This window comes from Marinomonas sp. UCMA 3892 (assembly GCF_012726345.1).
GTDB lineage: Bacteria > Pseudomonadota > Gammaproteobacteria > Pseudomonadales > Marinomonadaceae > Marinomonas.
In genome coordinates, this window is sequence record NZ_PTXN01000012.1 from 1 (window position 1) to 24,153 (window position 24,153).

Genomic DNA, 24,153 nt, shown 5'->3' on the forward strand with positions numbered 1-24,153 from the left:
GGTTCAGACAGTACTTCAGGATTGCCAATGCGAGTGGTGAATTCAAGAAAATCGCCCAATGGTTAAGGAGACGGCTTCGCAGTGCTCAACTAAAATTATGGAAGAAACCTAAACGGCTGCATCGAAGGCTCAAGCAACTGGGCTACAAGCCGCCGTTTAAGTACATCTCGATGACCAGTTGGAGAAATGCAGCGAGTCCATTAGCCAGCCACGCGATGCCAAACAAATGGTTCGATGAGCAAGGTTTGGTGAATCTTGAAGAAGTGAGAACGGGGTATGTGTTCAGTGTTTATACTGAATGGAAGTTTGCATGAGCCGTATACGAGGTCCGTACGTACGGTTCTGTGAGAGGGATGAGGCGGCAACGCCTCACCCTACTCGATATAATAGATTATTTGGTTAAAAAATAAGGCTTAATCCAACTGGTCTAACGCTTCTTTAAGATCTGCAATAATATCGTCGATATCTTCCAAACCAACAGAGATACGAATCAATCCTTCTGTAATACCAGCCTTGGCTTTTTCATCGTCCGTCAATCGCCCATGAGTCGTAGTAGCCGGATGAGTCACCAAAGTTTTGGTATCACCCAAGTTGCCTGTAATCGACATCAATTTCGATGCATTAATGACGGCCCAAGCAGCTTTACGACCACCCTCCACTTCAAAAGACAATAATCCACCAAAATCTTTTTGCTGCTGTTTAGCCAGCTCATGATATTTATGGCTTGGCAATCCACCGTAATTTACTTTAAGTACTTTAGGGTGCGTTTCTAAATATGTAGCCAGCTTCATAGCGTTTGCGGAATGTGCCGTCATACGCAAAGACAAGGTCTCTAAACCATTTAACAACACCCAAGCATTAAATGGGCTCATACATGGCCCAGCACTACGCATAAAGGCAGTGAAGACATCAACTATTTTTTGGCTGGAAATTAAAGCTCCACCCAAACAACGACCTTGACCATCAATAAACTTAGTTGCTGATTGCATGACAATATCAGCACCTTGAGTCAATGGGTTCTGCAGTGCCGGTGTCGCTAAAACCGTATCAACACAAAGCAACGCGCCTTTAGCATGCGCCAGGGGAGCCACACGAGCGACATCAACCACCTCATAGAGTGGATTAGAAGGTGTTTCGAAATAACAAAAACGTGTATTTTCGTTAATTGCCTCTTCCCATGCAGCATAATCTGTTGCATCCACATACAGAACTTCAACACCAAATTTTGCTGTGTAGGCATTAAAAAACTTAACTGTTGAGCCAAAAATATTGCGGGAACAAACAACACGATCACCTGCGCTTAACAAACTATACGCAAGCGTCATTAACGCCGCCATCCCAGAACTTGTTGCAATGGCAGCCTCGCCTTTTTCTAGGGTCGCTAAACGCTTTTCAAATAATTCCACCGTTGGGTTGGTAAAACGAGAATAAACGTTGCCATCTTCTTCACCAGAAAACTTCCCTGCTGCCTCTTCTGCACTGCCATAAGCAAAGCTCGATGTCATAAAAATGGCTTCGCTGTTTTCTTGCTCTTGAGTTTGACGAATACCTGCACGAATCGCATTCGTTGCGTCTTTATAATCAGCCATTACTTCACTCCAAGCCATTCTTCAAAAAATCATTGCTAAAAACAACTAAGCCAGGCGTGACCTGGCTTAGCTTTATCCGTCACGAGATAATGCAATATTACATAGGGTGCATCATATCACTAGCTTCTTGGTCTTCAACCGCAGCTTTATTTAAGTCATTTCGCGCACCTTCAATGCCCGCTAAGTAAGCAGCATCAATATTGCCTGTAATATATTTTGCGTCAAATACCGACGTATCAAACTCGCGAACATCTGAATGTTTCTCGTCGATACATGCATCTATCAAATCTTGCAAATCTTGGAAAATTAATTTATCAGCACCAATTAATTCGCAAATTTCATCAACATTACGATCATGGGCAATAAGCTCTTTTGCCGCAGGCATATCTATACCATAAACATTCGGATAACGAACTTCTGGCGCAGCTGATGCGATATATACTTTTTTAGCACCCGCTTCTCTTGCCATCTCTATAATTTCTTTACTCGTGGTACCACGAACAATGGAATCATCAACAAGTAATACCGTTTTATCTTTGAATTCAAAAGGCACAGGATTTAGCTTTTGACGCACAGATTTTTTACGAATAGCCTGACCAGGCATGATAAACGTACGACCGATATAACGGTTTTTAACCAAACCCTCTCGGAACGGAATATTTAATGCTTGCGCGATTTGCAACGCAGCAGTTCGGCTTGTATCTGGAATTGGAATAACCACATCAATATCGTGATCTATCCATTCACGCTGGATTTTTGCTGCAAGACGATCACCCATGTTAATACGTGCTTTATAGACAGAGATGCTGTCAATGACCGTATCTGGACGAGCAAAGTACACATATTCAAACAAACAAGGACGTGCTACTTTTTTTGGTGTGCACTGACGCACATGAACATTGTGGTTTAGATCAAAAAAGATCGCTTCACCTGGCTGAATATCACGCTCAATTTTAAAGCCAGCTGCATCAAGCGCCACACTTTCAGAAGCGACCATATATTCAACACCTTGATCGGTTTGACGAGAGCCATAAATCAATGGACGAATACCGTCTGGATCACGAAAAGCTAAAATACCATAGCCTGTAATCAAGGTAACGACCGCATAACCGCCTTCGATACGCTTATAAACGCGTTCAAGCGCGTTAAAGATATCTTCAGGTGTTGGCACCAATTTACCTTCTTCATGGAGCTCATGCGCCAATACGTTAACCAAAACCTCAGAATCGGAAGTTGTATTAATATGACGCAAGTCAGATTCAAAAACTTCTCGTTTCAATTTGGCGGTATTCGTTAAATTACCATTGTGCGCAAGTGAAATGCCGTAGGGAGAGTTAACATAGAAAGGTTGAGCTTCTGCTGAACTAGAAGTCCCTGCCGTTGGATAACGGACATGCCCAATACCTATGTTACCGTGTAGTTTTTTCATATGGCGAGTGCGAAATACTTCACTCACCGGACCATTGTCTTTGCGTAAACATAATCGCCCATTATGGCTTGTAACCATACCCGCAGCATCTTGCCCACGATGCTGAAGAAGAGTTAACGCATCAAAAATTGCTTGGTTAACCACAGACGTGCCTACGACACCAACGATACCACACATGTTCTAGATCCTCGTGTTGGGGAATTGCGACAAACGCCGCAAAAGTTCTTTATCTATTTGGTTGCTACTTAGAACAACTAATTTCCAAGGGCGCGATTAATGAGAGACGAATCCATAAGATCCGAGCTCTTGCCTAACATATCACGCGTCCAATCATTCAACTGGCCCAATTGAGGGATCAATTGTGAAGTTTTCCAAAACTCTGTTTTTTCTATTGCTGGACTCAAGCTCAATAGAGAAACGAAAGCCACAACAATTAAACCACCACGAGCAAAGCCAAATAACATGCCTAAGACTCTATCAGTGCTCGACAAGCCCGTTACTTGAATCAGAGAACCCAGTAAAAAACTTACTAAGGCTCCAACAATTAACGTTGCTATAAATAAGGAAACAAAAGAAACAATATAACGGATCTGGTCATTTTGAACTTGCTCAAGAAGCAATGCCTGCATCTGATCTGAGAACTTCACCGCTACCACAAAGGCAACAACCCAAGTCAGAAGTGATAAAACCTCTTTAACAAAGCCTCTTTTTAAACTCAAAAGAGTAGAAAGGACCACTACAGCAATAATCAACCAATCAATTGTCGACATTGAACCAACTTGCTCCATGAATACCTCTAAAAAACGCTGCGAAGTCTAACAGATGCCTGGGATTTTCCAAATACCATGACACCAAACCTCGAACTAATTCACTGAATATTTAACAACAATGCCGTTTAAGCTAAACTTTTTCTTAATCTCTTCACGCATTTTTTCGGAGGTTTCTCGCTTGAACTCAGGACCTACATATACTTTATAAAGTGAATTAGTCGTCAAGCTATAGGCATCGTAATTTGCCCCTTTAAGCTTTTCGACTAAACGAACAGCATTTTCTTTGCTCTTAAAAGTAGCAATCTGAAGCACCCAGCGATCAGCAACCTGTATAGGTGCCGTTTTTTCAACAGGCTCTTTAACAGCAGGTTTTGCTTCTGGTTTTGCTTCTAACTTAGCAGAAACCGTAGGTTCCACGCTGCTAATACTTGAAACATCCTTCGCAGACTGAGGAACTGGAATCAAACGAATATCCTCTGCCGACTTATCTTCACCAATTGATTGCTCTACCGGTAAACTATCAACAGACTGAACAGGGGCTATTTCTACGATAGGAAAAGCTGGAGGTGTAGTGACCTGAACCTGAACATCAAGCTCAGCTGGACGCTCACCATCCAAAAACAAAGGTAATATTATGGCCGCTGATAGCACCATAATGCCGGCACCAATAAGTCTGTATGTAATGGTTCTGTCTATCATAATTACTCTTTTGATTGATTAAGCGCCAAATAATTCGAGACAGTTACAAAGGAGCCAAAAATAATCACTGAACGCTGCTCATCCTGAGCTTTTACTAAAGCAGAACTAAAAGCATCACCAACGGATTGAAAAGCCTTTGCGTTTAGGGCGAGTGAAGGTGAACTATGCACAATATGCTTAATAAGCTCACTTGCTTTCGCGCCTCTTGGTCCAGCTAAATCACAGCAAAACCAATCCGAGAAACTGCCTGCAAGATGCTCCATGACACTTGCTATGTCTTTGTCTTTCAACATACCGCAGACTGCAACTGGCTGAATCGGCAAATTACTTATGCGCTGAGCTAATTCAATAGCAGCTTCCGGATTATGGGCTACATCAATATACACATCAGGAGACGTTGCTACTTTCTGAAAACGCCCCATTAACTGCGCACTATCAAATAAAGTAACTAAATCCGCATACGCAGGAGAAAATCCCATATAAACCAAAACAGCAATCACAGTAGCTGCATTTTGCAGAGGAAGTGCTGGAATCGGCAATTTTTCAAACTGAACCCCATCACCGGACCATGACCAAGTACTGCCATCTAACTCGAAGTGAAAATCGACACCTTTTTGACGCAAATGCGCCCCCACCTCTAATGCAGTGCTCGCAATAGTACTAGGAGGATTAACAACACCACTAATAAGTAACTTATCTTTTCTCGCAATACCTGCTTTTTCGCGTGCAATAACATCTAGGTTATCGCCCAACCAATCGATGTGATCCAAAGAAATAGAGGTAACAACAGCAACGTCGGTGTCCATCATATTGACAGAATCTAAGCGCCCACCTAACCCCACTTCTAGTACCCAATAATCCAAATTAGACTGGTCAAAAATCCATAATGCAGCAAGAGTACTGAATTCAAAATAGGTTAAAGAGATACCTTCTCGCGCCTCCTCAACAACCTCGAAAGCACGACAAAGAATTTCATCGTCACAAGGCGAATCATTCAATGCAATACGCTCGTTAAAAGCAATAAAATGGGGTGAGGTATAGGTACCAACAGAATAATTTTGCGCGCACAGATACTGAGTCAACATGGCGCATGTTGAGCCTTTACCATTTGTTCCAGCTACTGTGATCACTTTATGCTTAGGTCTAGATAAATTTAGTCGAGCTAATACTTTGCTCCCTCTCTCTAGGCCTAACTCTATTTCTGAAGGATGCTGACTCTCAATATATGAGAGCCAGCTAGCTAATGACGTATGCGCCATCTTATTAAGCAACCTTATTCGTTAGCAAAGACAGGATATTATATAAACGATTACGCATCTCATCACGCTTGATAATCATATCTAACGCGCCTTTTTCCAACAAAAACTCACTACGCTGAAAGCCTTCAGGTAGCTTTTCACGAACTGTCTGCTCAATAACACGCGGACCGGCGAAACCAATCAATGCATTTGGCTCAGCAACATTCAAGTCACCTAACATAGCCAAAGAAGCAGATACACCACCGAAAACTGGATCAGTCATAACAGAAATATATGGAATACCCTCTTGCTTCAAACGCTCCAAACCAGCACTGGTTTTTGCCATCTGCATCAAAGAGATAAGTGCTTCTTGCATACGAGCACCACCACTTGCAGAAAAACACACTAGAGGAATACGCTTTTCCAAACAAACATTCACCGCTTGAATAAAACGCTCTCCAACAATAGCCCCCATTGAGCCACCTAAGAAGCTAAATTCAAACGCAACAGCCACAACAGGCATACCATTCAAAGCGCCCTGCATAGCAACAAGAGCATCTTTTTCACCTGTCGCTTTTTGCGCATCCGCCAAACGATCTTTATAACGCTTAGAATCTTTGAATTTTAATTTATCTTCAGGCTCAAGATGAGCGGCGATTTCATGACGACCTTCTTTATCTAAGAAAATATCCAAACGACGGCGCGCACTAACACGAAGGTGATGGCTACATTTTGGACAAACATCTAAGTTTTTTTCCAACTCTGGACGATATAGAACATTTTCACATTTTGGACATTTTTTCCAAAGACCCTCAGGTACAGAACCCGCACTACGCTTTGATTCACTACGTACTATAGAAGGGACAAATTTATCTAACCAGCTACTCATTTACTTCTCCACATTTCTCGTTTGCTATCGCTTAAGCATCCATTTCATTTCGCATAGGCAATAAAATAGCGCTTAAAGCGTCAGCTATATATTCTTTTTGATGATCTTTATTTTCAGCGATAGCATTCACTAATACACTACCAACAATCACGCCATCAGCACATTTACTTACTGCCGCTGCAGTTTTCGCATCGCGTATACCAAAACCAACACCAATAGGTAAGGTGGTAATTTCACGCAATGAATCCACATGCTTCTTAACACTATCAACATCCAGTTCAGCAGAACCAGTTACACCTTTCACAGAAACGTAGTACACATAACCTGATGCCAAGTCACAGATTTTCTTTGCGCGATCTGGTGTTGTCGTAGGTGACAGCAAATAAATAAGATCTATCTCGTTCTCTCGGAAGCATTCTACTACATCTGTCGCCTCTTCAGGAGTCAGATCTACTAATAAAATACCATCAACACCCGCTTCTTTTGCTGCATCTGAAAAAGCTTGATAGCCAAAAAACTCAATTGGATTTAAATAGCCCATCAAAACAATAGGCGTTTGTTTATTACTTTGTCTAAATTCAGTAATAATTTGCAGTACTTTTTTAACACTGGTACCAGCTGCCAAGCTACGCTCACAGGCTAACTGAATTACTGGGCCATCAGCCATGGGATCCGAAAAAGGCATACCAATTTCAATAACATCAGCCCCAGCATCAACCAAAGCATTCATCAAGGTCACTGTATAATCAGGACTAGGATCACCCGCGGTAATATACGGAATGAGCGCTTTTTTACCAGACTTTTCTAAATTTTCAAAACATTGTTTAATGCGACTCATACTTCAATCCCATCCAATTCTGCAACGGTAAGAATATCTTTATCACCACGCCCCGAAAGGTTGATTACAACAATCTTATCTTTATCCATGGTCGCCGCTAATTTCATACCGTAAGCCACAGCATGACTTGACTCAAGTGCAGGCATTATGCCTTCTAAGCGAGTTAAATCTCTAAAGCCAGTCATCGCTTCATCATCATTAATCGCCACGTAGTTAGCGCGTCCGATATCTTTTAACCAAGCATGTTCAGGACCAACACCAGGATAATCCAAACCCGCAGAGATAGAATGAGTACCAATAATTTGACCATCATCATCCGCCATGACATAAGTACGGTTGCCATGCAGAACACCAGGACGCCCAGCACTTAATGGAGCCGCATGGCGACCTGTTTCAATACCATCACCACCTGCTTCAACACCATACATCGCGACACTTTCGTCTTTAATAAATGGATGAAACATACCAATGGCATTTGATCCGCCACCAACACACGCAACAAGAGCATCTGGTAAACGCCCCTCTTGAGCCAAACACTGAGCCTTAGTTTCGCGACCAATTACAGATTGAAAATCTCGAACCAATTTAGGATAAGGATGAGGGCCTGCAGCAGTACCTATAATATAAAAGGTATCATCCACATTCCCCACCCAATAACGCATTGCTTCATTAAGCGCATCTTTTAACGTCTTAGTGCCAGACTCAACGGAAATCACTTCCGCACCTAATAGCTTCATACGATATACGTTAAGTGATTGACGACGAATATCTTCCGCCCCCATAAATACCTTACACTTCAAACCCAATCGAGCAGCAACAGTTGCAGAAGCCACACCATGCTGACCAGCCCCAGTTTCTGCAATAATGTTTGGTTTGCCCATATGTTTCGCAAGCAAAGCCTGGCCAATTGTATTATTTATCTTGTGAGCACCTGTGTGGTTTAAATCCTCACGCTTAAGATATATCTTTGCGCCACCAGCTTTTTTCGTTAACCGCTCAGCAAAATATAAAGGCGATGGACGACCAACGTAATGCGCTAAATCATGATCAAAAGCAGCCTGAAAAGCGTCATCTTTAGATAGACGCTCATACATTTCAGCCAAATCCTCCAAAGCCGACATCAATGTTTCAGAAACAAATATGCCGCCATAGGGACCAAAACGACCATGAGAGTCTGGTAAATCTAGATTAATATCTTTGCTATCCACATTTTGCTCCACTAATAAATTCTTGAACCAGAGGCTCACTCTTAATGCCTTTAGATAATTCAACACCACCACTTACATCGACGGCGTACGGCTTAACTTGTTTTATTGCTTGCTTCACATTACTTGGCGTTAAACCGCCCGCAAGCACAATTGGTTTAGACAAGCCAATCGGTATTAAAGACCAATCAAAGACTTCCCCCGTCCCACCAGGAACACCAGCTTTATAAGCATCCAGTAACATAGCACTAGCACTTGGGTATTGATCTACCAAAGCAGCAACATCATCCCCTCGCTGTATCCTCAACGCCTTAATATAAGGACGCTGATAAGAAATGCATTCAGACTCAGATTCACTACCATGAAATTGAATTGTCCAGCGCGAACTGCCACTTATTACAGAATTGACCAACGATGTATCCGCATCTACAAATAAAGCAACAGGAGTTATAAATGGTGGTAACTGAGCAACAATGGCATTCGCCATATCAGGAGCAACATATCTAGGACTTTTTTCGTAAAAAACAAAACCCAAAGCATCTGCACCATAGCGACATGCAACCATTGCGTCGTCTAAATTTGTTATCCCGCAGATTTTAACTCGGCAATTCATAAACTGGCTCGTCTACATAGGGTAAAAAATGAGGACCTAAAGGTCGTTTCGGCACATTAAAGACATCAGGGTATTGAGCATCAACAAAATACAACCCTGTCGGTGGCGCTGTAATTCCACCCTTTGTACGATCCTTTGCTTCTAAGGTCTGTTTTGCCCAAGAAACTGGTTTTTCGCCTGCACCTATAGACATCAGGACGCCAGCAAAATTTCGGATCATATGATGCAAAAATGCATTAGCTCTTACATCTAGCACTATATACTGACCAAGCTGGTGAACCTCAAAATTAAGAATTGTTCTAATAGGTGTTTTGGCCTGACAGCCAACCGCCCTAAAGGAGGAAAAGTCATGTGTCCCCAAAAAAACTTTGGCAGCTTCTTTCATGGCAGAAACATCAAGATTTTTATACGTCCAAGTAATCCCCTTGGATAAAATTGCGGGACAAAAATCGGATGAATAAATAACATATCGATAACGGCGACTTAGAGCACTAAACCGAGCATGAAAATCATTCGATACAGGGCTTGCCGCTACAACGGTAATATCACTTGGTAGATGTGTATTAACTCCTAACGTCCATGCTCGCTCATTACGCTCAACATCCGTTTCAAAATGAACGACTTGGGCGCTTGCATGGACACCTGAATCCGTTCGACCAGCACAAACCACCTTAACAGGATGATTTGCAATTATGGCCAACGCTTTTTCTAAATTCTCCTGAACACTTGGAACACCAAATTTCTGTGCTTGCCAGCCCTTATACTCAGAGCCATTATATTCAACAACTAGTACTACTTTTTTAGTCACTTGGGAACATTCGCTCCATCATATTCTGTGCTTCAGCAATTTGCTGTTCATTACCTGACTCAATAACATCATCCAGAATAACTCGAGCACCCTCTTCATCCCCCATATCCATATAGGCTCTTGCTAAATCAAGCTTGGTTGCAACCTCATCACCACTAGCATCAAAGAAGTCGAACTCTTCCTCTTCATCGCTAACTTCTTCATCTGCAGCCGCTTCAGCCTCGCCAAATGAAGGAACCTCTATTTCATCTTCCTCCTGCTGAGCCTCAGCTAATGTTTCTTCTATTGAGTTAGCCAAAGAATCATTTGGAGTACCACTAAAGATAGACGATTCGTCAACATCATCTTGATCAACATCATTCAATAGACTCGAAACAAAAGACTCTTCTTCGCTTTCGGCTTCATCCTCCACCTCATCAGAAGCCGGCTCTGCAGCTTCTGGTGTCATTGTTGGTATATCATCTTCAGCAAAGGTTTCCAGTTCATCTAGCTCATCATCTTCACCAAAATCTAACACTGGATCAGACAAATCATCTGGCTCATCAAAAGACGCAAACATGTCATCGTCAATAGCATCATCTTCTGCTGCACTTTCAAGTTCATCTTCTGGATCTTCAGACAAGTCTATTTCGTCATCGACCATTTGATCAGTAAACTCTACAGAAGCTACATCGTCCCCAAAAGAACCAAAATCTTCAAGATCATCATCTTCATCTGGCGTATCAAAATCAAAAGCGAAAGGATCTTCTTCTTTTAACTCTTCTTTCTCTTCAATTTCATCGTCTAATGCATAATCTGCTGCCGCAGCGACAGCAACTGGCGCGACAACCCCTGCTGAAGAGAGATCAAATTCATCCTTTTTTAATGAGTCTTGTTCCTCTTGCTTCTTGCCAGCTCTTCGCATTACTAGCCCAATCAAGAAACCAAATAGCAGCAACACAACTGCACCTATCGATACAACGATTGGATTGCCAAATATCTTGTTAACAAGAGATGACTCTTCCGCCAATTCTTTCTCTCGACGTATTTGATCTGCCTCTAAAAGCTGATCAACAGTATTCTTTTGCTCTTGAAGAGCCTGCTGAGCGCTGGCAAATTGCTGCTGCAAATCTGCCATTTGTTTATCTTTTAAACTAATTAGCTTCTCAAGAGTTTCAAGCTGTTTGTTCAAATCGCCTAATTGAGTTGATAATTCACCTTTTTCACGTCGCTCTTTGTCTAACATTTCCTGTGAGGCAGATAACTCCCCTTGCAGAGCATTTAAGGCAGCACTTTTATCATCACCGGCATTTGAACTCGCAGTATTTTCAGGTAATAAACTTTGTCCAGAAGCCAAGGTCAATTTATCACCATCAGCTGCAGGAGCATTAGCCGCAGCCTTAGCTTTCGCCTGAGTATTTAATTGAGCTTGCTCTATAGCAGTATTACCTTTGGAACCTTTCAGGGCCATCCAAGCATCATGCTGACGCTTAAACTCTGTTTCTGAAATTGTTTTGTTAAAAAGTGCAATTTGATCCTGAGTTGGCAAACGCAGAATGGCACCTTCTTTCAATAAATTTATATTATCTGAATAAAAAGCGTCTTTATTAAGTGCCTGTATCGCCATCATTGTTTGATAAATGGTCAGCTGATTCGAAGGACGATTTTGCCCCGCAATAGACCAGAGGGTATTTCCTTTGACCACATTGAGCTGACCTTTAGAAGATAGCTTCTCTGCAGCAATAGTTGCTTTACGGAAGACAACTTGACTTGAGATAGCAGAAGCAGAAGAGGATGCAACAGGAGTAGATTGAACGACTTCTTTTTGAGACTTTTCAACCAATGCAGATTGGTTTAATGGAGCTTGATATTCTCTAACAACCTGGCCACTAGGCCAACGAGCAGCCAAAATAAAGCGCAACTCATCTACTTGTAATGGCTGATCAGATGACACAGCCACAACGAGATTACCACCTTCACGCACAACGTCAAATTTTAGCTGTGATAAAACTCTTGTCTGAGCAAAGCCAGCTTGACGAAATTCACTTTCGCTACCAAGACGAATCAATATATCATTGTTTGTTAAAGACCCAACATCAGAAAGTTCAATTTTCCCGCGATAAGGCTCGCCCAAATTTGATTGAGAGGTCAACTCACCCAGTTCCAATGCGTAACTGCTGGACACATATAGCGCACCTGACACAGCAATACTAACGAGGGTTTTTCTGAGCATAAGCTTCCCTTTATTTACAAATTATGGACATAAATATCTAAACAAGTATCTTACACAGGTGATCATTTATCAATAGCTTTAGAATCAATGGTTTGCACTTAATGCAACAGAGAGATAAAAAATGTAAAAACAATACATTTTTACACCTAATAACTCAAAAAACCACTTCGATAATAAAACCCCTGCACATAATCTACATCTATCTGCCGGGCAAAAGCTAAGTCTTCCTCTACCTCGACACCCTCAAGAATAACCTGCTTCCCGGTAGCATGAGCGAAATCAATTATCTTTGATACAAACACCATAAAATTAGCATCTAATCTCTTTTCTAGCACACATTTATCCAATTTAACCCATTCTACTAACTGCAACACGGCAACAGATAACATAGATTTTGGGTTACATAGATCATCAAGCGCAGTCCGAATACCCAATCCATTAAAGAGTTCAATCATAGACAAACTCATCAAAGCATCATTTATTTCAGAATTTTCTATTAACTCCACCACAACCCGTTTTCGCCCCGCCTCCTGTATAAGCTCAACAAAGGGATTATTTCCGCCATTATGGCCACAAGCATAAAAGGCATCCTGATCTAAATTGACAAAAACCCTTTCTGAATTGGATAGATGCTCTAACTGTATCTTTTTTTGAGCCAACTCAACTTGAAACAAGAGCAAAGGATTATCGTGTAACGCAGCATAAACATAATCAGGCCGTATTAATTCACCGAAAGCAGTTCTAAACCGTGAAAGAGCTTCATAAGCAAATATATTACCCGTTTTTAGCTCCACAATAGGCTGATACTCCACCCCAAAGCGCTTAGATTCAACCAACTCTAACAGCGTATTTTGTGACAATAAATCCATTTACAAAACTCCATCAACTGAGAACAACACTCATTAACATAAAAAAATATTATAAAAAAAAACCTCACTAAAAAGCGAGGTTTTCTTTTATATCAATGAGTTAGAGAAGGATCACATCATCCCGCCCATACCACCCATTCCGCCCATGCCACCCATATCAGGCATGCCAGCGTCATCTTTTGGCAAATCAGCAATCATTGCCTCAGTAGTGATCATAAGACCCGCTACAGAAGCTGCCGCTTGAAGTGCAGAGCGAGTTACTTTAGCTGGATCTAGGATACCCATTTCCAACATATCGCCATACTCACCAGTAGCAGCGTTATAACCGAAGTTACCTTCACCTTGCTTAACTTTATCTACAACAACAGAGGCTTCAGCACCTGCGTTGATGACGATTTGGCGCATTGGCGCTTCCATTGCACGTAAAGCAAGAGTGATACCTACGCTTTGATCTTCGTTCTCACCTTTAAGATCAACAATTTTAGTAAGAGCGCGAACTAGAGCAACACCACCACCAGCAACAACACCCTCTTCAACAGCAGCACGAGTTGCATGAAGAGCGTCATCTACACGCGCTTTTTTCTCTTTCATTGCCAACTCAGTTGCTGCGCCAATTTTGATAACAGCAACGCCGCCAGCCAATTTAGCAACACGCTCTTGAAGTTTTTCTTTGTCATAGTCAGAAGAAGAGTTAGCAATTTCAGCACGAATTTGCTCAACACGACTGGTGATGTTTGCTGCATTACCAGCACCATCTACAATCGTTGTACTTTCTTTTGTCAAAGTAACACGTTTTGCTGTACCTAGCTGATCAAGGGTCGCTGTTTCTAGACTCAAACCCACTTCTTCAGAAATAACGGTAGCACCAGAAAGTACGGCGATATCTTCAAGCATTGCTTTACGACGATCACCAAAGCCTGGCGCTTTAGCTGCAGCTACTTTTACGATGCCGCGCATAGTATTCACAACCAAAGTTGCTAGAGCTTCGCCTTCGACATCTTCTGCAATAATCAATAATGGACGAGAAGCTTTTGCAACACCTTCTAATACTGGTAGCAAATCACGGATATTAGAGATTTTCTTATCAACAAGAAGAATGAATGGGTTTTCAAGTTCCGCACTCATAGTCTCTTGGTTGTTGATGAAGTAAGGAGATAGGTAGCCGCGATCAAACTGCATACCTTCTACCACAGCCAGTTCATCCTCAAAACCTGAACCTTCTTCTACTGTGATAACACCTTCTTTACCAACACGCTCCATCGCTTCTGCAATGATTCTACCAACAGAAGAATCAGAGTTAGCAGAAATAGTACCAACCTGCTCGATTGCACGAGTATCAGTACAAGGCGTAGATTGTGCTGCAATCTCTTTTACAACTGCCGCAGCAGCTTGGTCGATACCACGCTTAAGATCCATTGGGTTACGACCCGCAGCAACAGCTTTAAGACCTTCAGCCACAATTGCTTGCGCAAGAACAGTTGCTGTAGTCGTACCATCACCAGCAACATCATTGGCTTGAGAAGCAACTTCTTTCACCATTTGCGCGCCCATGTTTTCAAACTTGTTCTCAAGCTCAATTTCTTTCGCTACAGTCACGCCATCTTTAGTAACAAGTGGTGCACCATAAGATTTCTCAATAATAACGTTACGACCTTTTGGCCCCAATGTTACTTTCACTGCATCTGCAAGAACGTTTACACCTTTCAGCATCTGCTGACGAGCGCTATCTCCAAATTTAACTTCTTTAGCTGCCATTTTCTTATACCTTAACTGTTTAAATGCTATGAATCGTAATAGAACCGCAAGGAGACTTAGGCTTCAACAATGCCGTAAATTTCATCTTCTTTCATGATAAGCAGTTCATCACCTTCGATTTTAACGGTTTGACCGGAGTATTGGCCAAACAACACGGTATCACCAACTTTAACGGCTAAAGCTTGCACATCGCCATTTGATTGAATACGGCCAGTGCCAACAGCCAAAACCTCGCCTTGAGTAGGCTTTTCTTTAGCAGATCCGGGAAGGACGATACCAGATGCAGTTGTTGTTTCTTCTTCTTTACGTCGAACAACGACACGATCGTGCAAAGGACGAATATTCATTGATCAATCTCTCCAATTAAAAACGATACCAGGACTCCCCTGGCTGGATAACCCTACTGATACATAGTAGGAATCTTTAACAAGGTTCTATATACGGCTATACAAGCCAATTTCAACCCTGAAAATAAATTATTTTTTATCTATTAAGTCATTGTCATCTTTAGGTTCTTTTGAGTACTCGCCATCAATCGTTTCACCTTGAGATTGAGCGTCATAACCACTATAAGGCGCCCATTTAGACCCTTTTTTGACCATAGATGCAACAAAGTTAACCAAAAGACCTGCCGCAAATAATTTACGTAATGGCGGAATCAATAGTAAGCCACCAATAATATCTGTTACAAAACCTGGCATTAACAAGCACAAGCCTGCAAAAATCAGCATAATGCCTTCAGCAACTTCAGAGGCTGGCAACTCGCCGCGGCGCATTTTCTCTTGCGCTTTAAGAGATGTTTCTAAGCCTTGCTTACGAATTAAGGTCACGCCTAAAATAGCTGTCAGGAATACCAAACCAACTGTTGCTAATGCACCAATTTGACTACCAACTTTTATTAATACGGATAGCTCAATAACGGGAATGAGTATGAAAAGCAAAAGTGCAAATCTCATATTTACCTTCTTTGTTTTAAATGTAGCTATTTATCTAAGGGCAAAAAGTGACGAATCAACCAATAGATAGATTTAAATCTCAGGTGTTTCATATTTTAAGCGAAATTCCTAAGGGCGAATGCATTGCTTACGGAGAACTTGCAAAACTAGCGGGGTTCCCAGGTTATGCAAGACAAGTTGGCAGTTTAATGAAAAATCTCCCCAATGACACTAAACTACCGTGGCACAGAGTCATAAATGCCCAGCGCCGCATTAGTTTCGCAGAAAACACAGATGGTTATTTAAGGCAAAAAGAAAAATTAGAAAAAGAGGGCTGGGTTATTGTGGGTAGTAAGCTGGCTTTCAATAAAAACTTAATAAAGAAATAAAAGAGCCACCAACTAACAATGAATGGCGGCTCAGCAAATATATTTAGTCTCTGAAGTTGGTAAATTGAACTGGCTGTGCTAAATCAGCACCGCGCAATAAGGCCATCACTTGCTGAAGATCATCTCGTTTTTTACCGGTTACACGAAGCTGGTCACCTTGAATCTGCGCTTGAACTTTCGCTTTGCTATCTTTGATCATTTTAACGATCTTTTTCGCCTCATCTGTTTCAAGCCCTTCTTTCATTTTAACCGCTTGAGATGCGCGCATATTTCCTTTAACAACATCTTCTTTTTCCAAACTTTTTAAATCAATGCCACGGCCAACCAATTTTTGATTTAAAATATCAGACATCTGGCGAAGTTGAGGCTCTGCCTCGGCTTCCATAACAACGCTTTTTTTGTCTTTAATTTCGTAGTGTGCTTTTACGCCTTTAAAGTCATAACGTGTTGTAATCTCTCTGTTTGCCTGATCGACTGCGTTAGTGACTTCGTGCCAATCTAACTCAGATACTACGTCAAATGATGGCATTTTCTGCTCCTTTGCATTTTCAATAATGTATTTTGGGGTGATAATAACAGGGATTGAAATAAAACACCTAATGGAAACCTATTATGAAGAACACGCCTTGGTTAATCATCGGCGCTGGCGCTATCGGCCTATTTTGGGCTTGTAAGCTAGAAAAACTCGGCAATAAAGTCCATCTAGTGTATCGATCGGAGAACCCCGGTAAGAAGATCACCCTAGAATCTCTTACTGATGAAGAAGGACAACAGCAAGTAAGTGTCTCTACACACAAAATAAAAAGTTTCAAAGCGGAAGAATTAAAAGCTCAATACGATAAGGTACTGCTCTGCACTAAGTCGTTTGATCTAAAAAATGCTTTCTCGCAAATTGCGAACCACGTAACGAATAATGCTGACATTGCCTGCCTATGCAATGGCATTGGCGCCCAAGAAGAACTTCAAAGCATTTTATTAGACACTCAAACCCTGTGGGCAGGAACAACCAGCGAAGGTGTTTTGAAAATAGAAGCAAATCACATTAAACATACAGGCTTAGGTGACTCCTACTTCGGGCAATGGAGAATTACTTCTCCCGCGAAAGAATTCCCCATTGAAAACATGACAGTAACAAACATCCACCAAAGAATGATCGAAAAGCTCGCAGTCAACGCAGTAATTAATCCAATTACAGCTATTTTCAACATACACAATGGCGATATTTTGAACGATGAGTTCAAGCCTTTAATAAACGCCACATTATCTGAACTTTCGAGCGTTCTTACTCATCCAAAATTTAGTTATGCGCAAGAGAGCCAACACCTTACCCAAGAAAACCTCAAAAACCGAGTGCACACTATTGCTCAGCTCACTCGTCTAAATAGGTCTTCTATGCACGAAGACATTAGATTACAGCGCCAAACTGAAAACAGCTTTATTTCAGGATTTTTGCTTGATAACAGCCCTATCGAATTGCCTGTACAGCGTTTACTTTTTGATGGCGTTGCCTATGCAGAGCAGAGAGAAGAGGTCAAAAAAAAGCTGCTAAGTCTTCCTTAGCAGCTTTTTTATCAATTAAAACTAAATCTTAGAGATCTTTTCCTTAGTAAGCAGAATTTTCTTCTCTTTATAAAGTGCTCCTAATGCTTTTTTATAGGTTGCTTTACTTACTTTAAACACTGCATAAATGGCTTCTGGCGACGCTTTGTCGGTCAATGGAGATTCACCACCATGAGCATCTAAGTAATCCAGAATATCATCTAATATGTTACGTACTTTCTTATAACCAACTTCTTGCAAGCTCAAATCAATCTTGCCGTCTTCACGCATCTGCTTGATAAAGCCAACCGTTTTTTCGCCCTTACGAAGCTGTCTAAAAGCATCTTCGAAAAACAGAACCCCCCAGAAGCGATTATCAATAACACACTTAAAGCCAATATTGGTTTTATCGCCGATAACAATAGAAACCTTATCACCTACACGATAAGGTGCTTCTTCGCGGTTCAACAAAGCATCTACTTTGGTGGTTGCAACAATACGGTTTGTCGCTTGATCTAGGTAGATGAAAAGCAAATGCGTTTCACCCTCCTCTACACGGTTTTTCTGCTGACTAAAAGGGACCAATAAGTCTTTAGGTAACCCCCAATCAAAGAATGCTCCAACTTGATTTACTGCTATTGCAGTTAACGCGGCAAACTCTCCAACTTGTGCCTTAGGAAATTCAGTAGTTGAAATTAATTTATCATCTGAATCCAAATAAACGAACACTTCCACTTCATCGTCTACCGTCACGCCTTTTGGCACGTAACGCTTAGGAAGCAAAATTTCGCCTAATTGGTCGGCGTCTAAATACACACCAAAATCTTTTTCTTTAACGACTCTTAATGTATTTAAGCGCCCAATTTGTGTAGCCATGAGTTCTCCGGCAAGCAATTTTTTTCGCACTATACGCACTTCATTAATAAGCGCAATACAGATTTCTTTAAGTCATAAGTTAGCTATTATCTGCTTTCATGCAACCAGCAAATATAGTATCTAACTTAGACTTCCCAAGCTCTTCCATTTTTTCAATATTTTGATTCGGTATATCTGCGGTATCGCCATAAAACTCAATCGCCTTATCAACACTAGCCTCCCTTAAAAGGTGCAGCATCGGATAAGGAGAACGGTTGGTGTAATTAGATACATCATCTGGCTCAGTGCCTGAAAAACAATAATCAGGATGAAAGGTCGCTAATTGATAAACCCCTTCACAACCTTGATCAAACATAAGATTTTCAGCAGTTTCTACAAAATCTAAATAGCGATGAAAATCTTTAAATAAAGTTGGAAAAATCAGTAACGTCGTTTCTGTTTCTGGATGCTCATCCAGCCACTGAACCTCTGTCATCAACTCTTCAAGCGCCACATCCATCTTTTTAGATCGCAACACCACGCAACGAACGCTGTCTCGTTCCACTTCACGTTTAGCAAAAGGACAAACATTCAACGCCACAATAAACTCTTTTACCCATGTCATCGTTTGGGCGGTGACCAATTCATCTGATAGCAGCATAACGTGTCTTCTTATAAATATTTGTTAGTATTTTAGAGCAAAGCGTACAAAGGGTCTAACTTATCAAGCCATATCTGAGGTTTAGATTTCGAATCCTCACAAAACAAGGTATCATGCCAGACAATACAGTCCATTATAGTGGTCATACGCCCAAATTCATTATGATTTTCATAGTTAATTTATGACATTCATAGTTGGTCGTACCACTTATCCGCTACAGAGAGTTTACATGTCATTTGCTGAATTAGATTTGGATTTCACCATAGAACAAGCGATTAGTGATCTTGGCTTTGAAGCCCCAACAGAAATCCAAGAACAAGCAATACCAATTGCTTTAGATGGTTCCGATTTACTTGCAACCGCACCAACAGGCACTGGAAAAACCATCGCCTTTTGTGCACCGGCCGTTCAGCATATTCTTGACCGTGATGAGCAATCTACCACTGCACCGAAAGTATTGATATTAGCGCCAAGTCGCGAGTTGGCGCGCCAAATTTTCAATGTTGTAGAACAGCTAACAAAGCATACCCGCATTCAATCCCACCTCATCATTGGTGGCACACCTTATGGCATGCAGCAACAACAACTAAGTGAACCGTGCGATATTTTGGTTGCGACGCCTGGCCGATTGGTTGAATTAGACGAAAAACAATGGCTTGATCTAACAGATGTGTCTTATTTCGTTATCGACGAAGCCGACCGCATGTTAGATATGGGTTTTGTAAGCGCCATCAACCGCATTGCCAAAGAATTACCAAAAGAACACCAAACGTTGATGTTCTCTGCTACGCTAGAAGGCGAAAAAATGGGACGTTTTGCCAGCGCCCTATTAAATAGCGAGACACAGCAAATTCGCCTAGGCGAATCATCCCGCACAGTGCCAAGCCAAATTCGCCAAATAGCTTACCGTGTAGACAGCGAAGAGCATAAAGAAGCCGTACTAAAACACCTATTAACGCAAGAGCGCGTTCAACAAGCAGTGTTGTTTGTCTCTAACCGCGAGCATGTTGACATATGGGTTCAACGCATCCGAAAAATGGGCTTAATGTGTGATGGCCTGCATGGCGAAATGAAACAAGGCGACCGTAGCGAACACATGAAACAAATGAAGCGTGGACGCTTGCAAGTATTGGTTGCAACCGACGTCGCCTCACGTGGCATCGACCTTCCAGAAATAAACACAGTAATCAACCTTCGCCTTCCACGTAAAGCTGACTCTTACATCCATCGTGCTGGGCGTGCTTCACGCGAAGGTGAGCCGGGCGACTGCATTTCGTTGATCGACATTAACGACTTGCCAATGATTGAAAAGATTCAACGCTTTATGCAAGCCAACATTAAATTTGGCCGCATTGAAGGACTTGAAGCAAAAACAAAAGCTCGCTCACCAAGCAGCAAGAAGAAAAAGAAAAAACCAGCCCCTAGTAAAAAATAAGGCTAGTTCAGCACTATAGAAACAATAAAGGCGCTTCACTAGCGCCTTTATTGTTTCTATCTTTATACATTTCTATCTAAAGCACAAAACTTGTACGTTACTCTTAATCAAACTTCAAAACATGTTGTTTATGCCTAGGGAACATGCAATAAGTCGGCAACATGAAACAGTCACACCAACTTAAGCCAACTTTGATTCCAAATCATACTACCACCATCGATTTCCGCCACTTTTTAGAGAAGTATATTCTTCGTTTCTTATGAGGGCTGCTGCTTGTTTCTTATGTATAATTTAATCTTTTCATATCGGGAAATTAACGCTTTAACAGCACACACATCCATTCGCTATATTTGGCATACTACAGTCTGTTTAGCTCACTGATATTTTAATAAAACAAACACAATACCAGTCTCGGAAGTCTCTCGAAAGTTTTCATCGCTCCGAGCCCCCGACCATCCGCAGGCAATCAGCAAGGACCGCGTGGATAAAATGTTCACGATCGGTTTCCGGAGAAGCAATAATGTCGTCGGTCACACCGTGTACTCCGGCATAAATCAGGAGCGAGGTAATACGTGGTTCAGTAATCTGCCACACACCAACACGGGTGCCGTTTTCGAGAATGAGCTGCAACTGCGCGAGAATCGCATTCTTCTCCCGGTTCGAGCGGTTATGGTGATGATGATTGGTGTAAACAATATCATGCAGACAGTACGTGTCTGCGTAAGCCTCAATGCTTTCCTCAATCCAGGCACAAAGTCGGCCCAGCCAGTCATCTGCTTGACAAGTATCGATTTTCTCTTCAACCCGCTGTAAAAACTGGGCGGTGTAGCGCTCTCCCATGGCGGCAAGCAACTCATTCTTAGAAGCGAAATAATGGTAAAAAGTCCCCTTGGCGACCTGTGCCAACTCGACAATCTCGTTGATGGTCGTCGAGTCAGCCCCTTTGACAAGAAACAGTTGTTCGGCGGCTGACATCAACTCATCCAGGCGAACTTCCGCAGGTTTGACACGCCTGACTTTCGAAGGAGCAGACGCCGTATGGTTCGTTTTATATCTCATCGTAAGCAGTGTTTTCCATTTCAAACTGTGCCGCTTGCACATTCGTGGCGCGTGAACTTGAGGTTATCGCGAATATCAAGCAACGGATTCAAAGTGATACGACCAAAGTTACCTTAGATTCATTCACCGGAAAGTTTTCGTAAGCATATCAAAAACGACAGGCCAAATCCTCTGATTATGGTGCTTTCCCATCCAAGTTACGACGCTATCTACATATTGACCGACCGACGGTCGATATATAGTATTGAGATTAATTCTCATTAAATGGAAGAGACTCATGCAACAATATCGAACTCATGCCCTGGTCATCGCTGCGTATCTTGGGACCTTTCTGGCGACACTGGACATCAGTATTGTCAATGTCGCGTTGCCGACACTTCAGGAAGCTCTCCATGCAGATATGGCAGGGCTTCAGTGGATCATTAACATTTATGCTATCGCACTCTCTGCAGTGATGCTGTCCGCAGGACCTCTGGGCGATAAATATGGCCACAAACGAGTGTGGCTAAGCAGCGTTGCCCTATTTGTTATAGGCTCTGTGATTTGTGCTTTCTCCACCGATCTGAACACCCTGCTGTGGGGTCGTGGAGCACAAGGGGTTGCCGGTGCACTGCTGATCCCCGGCGCCATGCCTATCCTGACCCACGCATTTCCCGATCCCCGCCAACGTGCACTGGCCATCGGAGGATGGTCGGCTTGTAATGCCTTGTCATTGGTTTCGGGGCCTTTAATCGGTGGCTTGCTGATTGAGCATATTGGCTGGTCAAGCATCTTTCTGGTCAACGTCCCCATTGGTCTCATTGCGGCTTTACTTGGGGCCTGGGGAATTGTCGAGCGCAAATATCCTGAACATGCAGCGTTTGATCCGGTTGGCCAGATATTAAGTATGATTTGGCTTGGGATGCTCAGTTATGCACTCATTGAAATTGGCGAACATGGCGCTTCCTCGGAGAAAGTCCTGCTTCCGTTATTCTGTGCCGTGGTGGCTTTTGCAGCCTTTGTCCGGACAGAATTGACCGTCAAACGGCCACTGTTCCCCATTCAGCTTTTTCGCAATATCTCTCTGGCAGTGGCAAATTTAGCCTCTTTTGCTCTGGGCTTTTCGGCCTATGCCAGCCTCTTTTTCCTGTCACTCTACCTACAACAGGCTCGGGGAGACACACCATCGGTAGCCGGGTGGCATCTGATGCCTCAGTTCATGGTTATGGGGGTGTCATCGCTGCTATTTGGCCGAATGACCCTATATATTGCGCTGAAAAAACTGATGGTCGGCGGATACGCGCTGATCGGTGTGTCTCTGTGTGCAATGGCGCTGTTTAGCGCTAATACACCTTACATTTTCGTCGCCGTTACTCTGGTATTCCTTGGCTTGGGAATGGGCATCACCGTCCCTGCGACCGGGATGATGGTCATGGGGTATGCACCAGCCGAACGAGCAGGAATCGCCTCCGCGACCATGAATGCCCTGCGGCAGGTAGGCATGACGCTGGCAATTGCCGTACTTGGCAGCATCATGAGCCTCTATGCGATCCAAAATATGGCCGGAATAATCAACACCGGTAACATGCCAGATGCCATTGAAGTTGCCCGTCGCGCAGTCGTCAGCAATGATTTCCCAGCTGAACATGAAGCGCTCATCTCAGCCTACCGAACAGCTATAGCAGCGGGGTTTGGGATGGTCATGTTCTATGCTGGCTTACTCAGCCTACTCGCCGCAGTCTTACTAGCAATTTTCACCAATGACAGACAAAACTCGTATCGTCATACAGACGGTAAAGACGTTACCGTTAAATAAAATCACTCTATTCAAAGAGCAACAAATCGACTCTAACAGGACATATATAGACGCTCCGGTGCCATCAAAGCCTCACACTTAACTGGATCACTCTTTTTAGATTGATCCGATAAGTTTCTTTGTCGCTATCGCTATAATAAACACTTGTGTTCTTCATATTTTGATCAAAAATGGCACGGGATGATTCATAAACAAGACCTCCTGTGTCATTTATATTGACATCATTTATGTAAAAGTTACTTGTTTATTCTGAATGAAAACCTGCCTAGGCATCAAGATCGCCATTTTCGTCTTTAGATAGAGATTTCATCCGCAAAAACAAGAATACTCACATTACTGTAAGTACCTGGCTGTATTTTGAGTTCAACTTCTTGAGTTGGCAATCTATTTAGTTGATCAGCAGGTTATCCAATATACCTAAGATTTAAAATCTTCCCTTCTTGTATATTGATCAACAAAACATGCGAGGCGATATTTTGCTCAGGCAGCACAGTTCTAGAAGCAATATAACCTTCTGCTAATAATTTCTGATTAATCAAACGTACTTGAGTTTAAAAACTCTCAAACCTAA

General features: G+C 42.3%; 24 protein-coding genes. 5 read left to right on the forward strand and 19 right to left on the reverse strand.

The features are described from left to right. The coding region (locus B6N13_RS16345; RefSeq protein ID WP_282434087.1) for a group II intron maturase-specific domain-containing protein at window positions 1–314 on the forward strand (314 nt) is incomplete at its 5' end. A gap of 99 nt (window positions 315–413) precedes the next feature. On the opposite strand, the gene B6N13_RS16350 is transcribed toward B6N13_RS16345, so the two are convergent. The 15 genes from B6N13_RS16350 to B6N13_RS16420 form a co-directional block, all read right to left on the reverse strand. Then, window positions 414–1,607 carry an O-succinylhomoserine sulfhydrylase gene (locus B6N13_RS16350; RefSeq protein ID WP_169459987.1) on the reverse strand — a complete coding sequence of 398 codons (1,194 nt, stop codon included), beginning with the start codon at window positions 1,605–1,607 and terminating at the stop codon, window positions 414–416. Window positions 1,608–1,686: 79 nt separating this feature from the next. After that, window positions 1,687–3,195 carry an amidophosphoribosyltransferase gene (gene purF, locus B6N13_RS16355; protein WP_012069749.1) on the reverse strand — a complete coding sequence of 503 codons (1,509 nt, stop codon included), beginning with the start codon at window positions 3,193–3,195 and terminating at the stop codon, window positions 1,687–1,689. 77 nt (window positions 3,196–3,272) lie between these two features. Beyond that, window positions 3,273–3,788 (reverse strand): CvpA family protein, encoded by a 516-nt coding sequence (locus B6N13_RS16360; protein ID WP_157036077.1) that lies wholly within the window; start codon window positions 3,786–3,788, stop codon window positions 3,273–3,275. A 93-nt stretch (window positions 3,789–3,881) separates the two neighbouring features. Then, entirely contained in the window at window positions 3,882–4,487 is a 606-nt protein-coding gene (locus B6N13_RS16365) for an SPOR domain-containing protein (RefSeq protein WP_248280364.1), read from the reverse strand. Window positions 4,488–4,489: 2 nt separating this feature from the next. Next, complete coding sequence (gene folC, locus B6N13_RS16370; protein WP_169459988.1) at window positions 4,490–5,746, reverse strand: bifunctional tetrahydrofolate synthase/dihydrofolate synthase; 1,257 nt, start codon at window positions 5,744–5,746, stop codon at window positions 4,490–4,492. A 4-nt stretch (window positions 5,747–5,750) separates the two neighbouring features. After that, window positions 5,751–6,614, reverse strand: a complete 864-nt coding sequence (gene accD / locus B6N13_RS16375) for an acetyl-CoA carboxylase, carboxyltransferase subunit beta (protein WP_012069745.1) — start codon at window positions 6,612–6,614, stop codon at window positions 5,751–5,753. A 31-nt stretch (window positions 6,615–6,645) separates the two neighbouring features. After that, the gene (trpA, locus tag B6N13_RS16380) at window positions 6,646–7,452 is read right to left on the reverse strand and encodes a tryptophan synthase subunit alpha (RefSeq protein WP_169459989.1); all 807 of its coding nucleotides are present in this window, start codon (window positions 7,450–7,452) and stop codon (window positions 6,646–6,648) included. Then, on the reverse strand, window positions 7,449–8,660 hold the full coding sequence (trpB, locus tag B6N13_RS16385; RefSeq protein WP_012069743.1) for a tryptophan synthase subunit beta: 1,212 nt from the start codon (window positions 8,658–8,660) through the stop codon (window positions 7,449–7,451). The genes trpA and trpB overlap by 4 nt, the downstream gene beginning before the upstream one ends. Next, on the reverse strand, window positions 8,653–9,270 hold the full coding sequence (locus B6N13_RS16390) for a phosphoribosylanthranilate isomerase (RefSeq protein WP_169459990.1): 618 nt from the start codon (window positions 9,268–9,270) through the stop codon (window positions 8,653–8,655). Before B6N13_RS16390 ends, trpB begins: the two co-directional genes overlap by 8 nt. Further along, window positions 9,254–10,078, reverse strand: coding sequence for a tRNA pseudouridine(38-40) synthase TruA (gene truA / locus B6N13_RS16395; RefSeq protein WP_012069741.1), 825 nt, complete (start codon window positions 10,076–10,078; stop codon window positions 9,254–9,256). The genes B6N13_RS16390 and truA overlap by 17 nt, the downstream gene beginning before the upstream one ends. Next, window positions 10,071–12,290 carry a FimV/HubP family polar landmark protein gene (locus B6N13_RS16400; RefSeq protein WP_169459991.1) on the reverse strand — a complete coding sequence of 740 codons (2,220 nt, stop codon included), beginning with the start codon at window positions 12,288–12,290 and terminating at the stop codon, window positions 10,071–10,073. The genes truA and B6N13_RS16400 overlap by 8 nt, the downstream gene beginning before the upstream one ends. Window positions 12,291–12,436: 146 nt before the next feature. After that, complete coding sequence (locus tag B6N13_RS16405) at window positions 12,437–13,159, reverse strand: EAL domain-containing protein (protein ID WP_169459992.1); 723 nt, start codon at window positions 13,157–13,159, stop codon at window positions 12,437–12,439. Between the two features lie 111 nt (window positions 13,160–13,270). Beyond that, window positions 13,271–14,914 (reverse strand): chaperonin GroEL, encoded by a 1,644-nt coding sequence (gene groL, locus B6N13_RS16410; protein WP_012069738.1) that lies wholly within the window; start codon window positions 14,912–14,914, stop codon window positions 13,271–13,273. Window positions 14,915–14,970: 56 nt separating this feature from the next. Then, entirely contained in the window at window positions 14,971–15,261 is a 291-nt protein-coding gene (locus B6N13_RS16415; protein ID WP_012069737.1) for a co-chaperone GroES, read from the reverse strand. Window positions 15,262–15,390: 129 nt separating this feature from the next. Beyond that, window positions 15,391–15,870 (reverse strand): FxsA family protein, encoded by a 480-nt coding sequence (locus tag B6N13_RS16420; protein WP_012069736.1) that lies wholly within the window; start codon window positions 15,868–15,870, stop codon window positions 15,391–15,393. A gap of 47 nt (window positions 15,871–15,917) precedes the next feature. Here B6N13_RS16420 and B6N13_RS16425 point away from each other — a divergent pair, with 47 nt between their 5' ends. Further along, the gene (locus tag B6N13_RS16425; RefSeq protein WP_012069735.1) at window positions 15,918–16,238 is read left to right on the forward strand and encodes an MGMT family protein; all 321 of its coding nucleotides are present in this window, start codon (window positions 15,918–15,920) and stop codon (window positions 16,236–16,238) included. Between the two features lie 43 nt (window positions 16,239–16,281). Here B6N13_RS16425 and B6N13_RS16430 read toward each other — a convergent pair whose 3' ends face one another. Next, a complete protein-coding gene (locus B6N13_RS16430) occupies window positions 16,282–16,767 on the reverse strand; it encodes a YajQ family cyclic di-GMP-binding protein (protein WP_012069734.1) in 486 nt (161 codons plus the stop codon). Window positions 16,768–16,850: 83 nt separating this feature from the next. Here B6N13_RS16430 and B6N13_RS16435 point away from each other — a divergent pair, with 83 nt between their 5' ends. Next, the gene (locus B6N13_RS16435) at window positions 16,851–17,798 is read left to right on the forward strand and encodes a 2-dehydropantoate 2-reductase (RefSeq protein WP_012069733.1); all 948 of its coding nucleotides are present in this window, start codon (window positions 16,851–16,853) and stop codon (window positions 17,796–17,798) included. A 21-nt stretch (window positions 17,799–17,819) separates the two neighbouring features. Here B6N13_RS16435 and B6N13_RS16440 read toward each other — a convergent pair whose 3' ends face one another. Both B6N13_RS16440 and B6N13_RS16445 read right to left on the reverse strand, forming a co-directional pair. Then, a complete protein-coding gene (locus tag B6N13_RS16440; RefSeq protein WP_012069732.1) occupies window positions 17,820–18,653 on the reverse strand; it encodes a S1-like domain-containing RNA-binding protein in 834 nt (277 codons plus the stop codon). 79 nt (window positions 18,654–18,732) lie between these two features. Further along, window positions 18,733–19,293 carry a DUF1415 domain-containing protein gene (locus B6N13_RS16445; protein ID WP_169459993.1) on the reverse strand — a complete coding sequence of 187 codons (561 nt, stop codon included), beginning with the start codon at window positions 19,291–19,293 and terminating at the stop codon, window positions 18,733–18,735. Window positions 19,294–19,474: 181 nt separating this feature from the next. Here B6N13_RS16445 and B6N13_RS16450 point away from each other — a divergent pair, with 181 nt between their 5' ends. Beyond that, window positions 19,475–20,728, forward strand: coding sequence for a DEAD/DEAH box helicase (locus B6N13_RS16450; RefSeq protein ID WP_248280365.1), 1,254 nt, complete (start codon window positions 19,475–19,477; stop codon window positions 20,726–20,728). A gap of 432 nt (window positions 20,729–21,160) precedes the next feature. Here B6N13_RS16450 and B6N13_RS16455 read toward each other — a convergent pair whose 3' ends face one another. After that, a complete protein-coding gene (locus B6N13_RS16455; RefSeq protein ID WP_248280366.1) occupies window positions 21,161–21,703 on the reverse strand; it encodes a TetR/AcrR family transcriptional regulator in 543 nt (180 codons plus the stop codon). A gap of 361 nt (window positions 21,704–22,064) precedes the next feature. On the opposite strand from B6N13_RS16455, the gene B6N13_RS16460 reads away from it, so the two are divergent. After that, window positions 22,065–23,582: an MFS transporter gene (locus tag B6N13_RS16460; RefSeq protein WP_169459994.1), complete on the forward strand. Its 1,518-nt coding sequence runs from the start codon at window positions 22,065–22,067 to the stop codon at window positions 23,580–23,582. Window positions 23,583–24,153 lie beyond the last annotated feature (571 nt).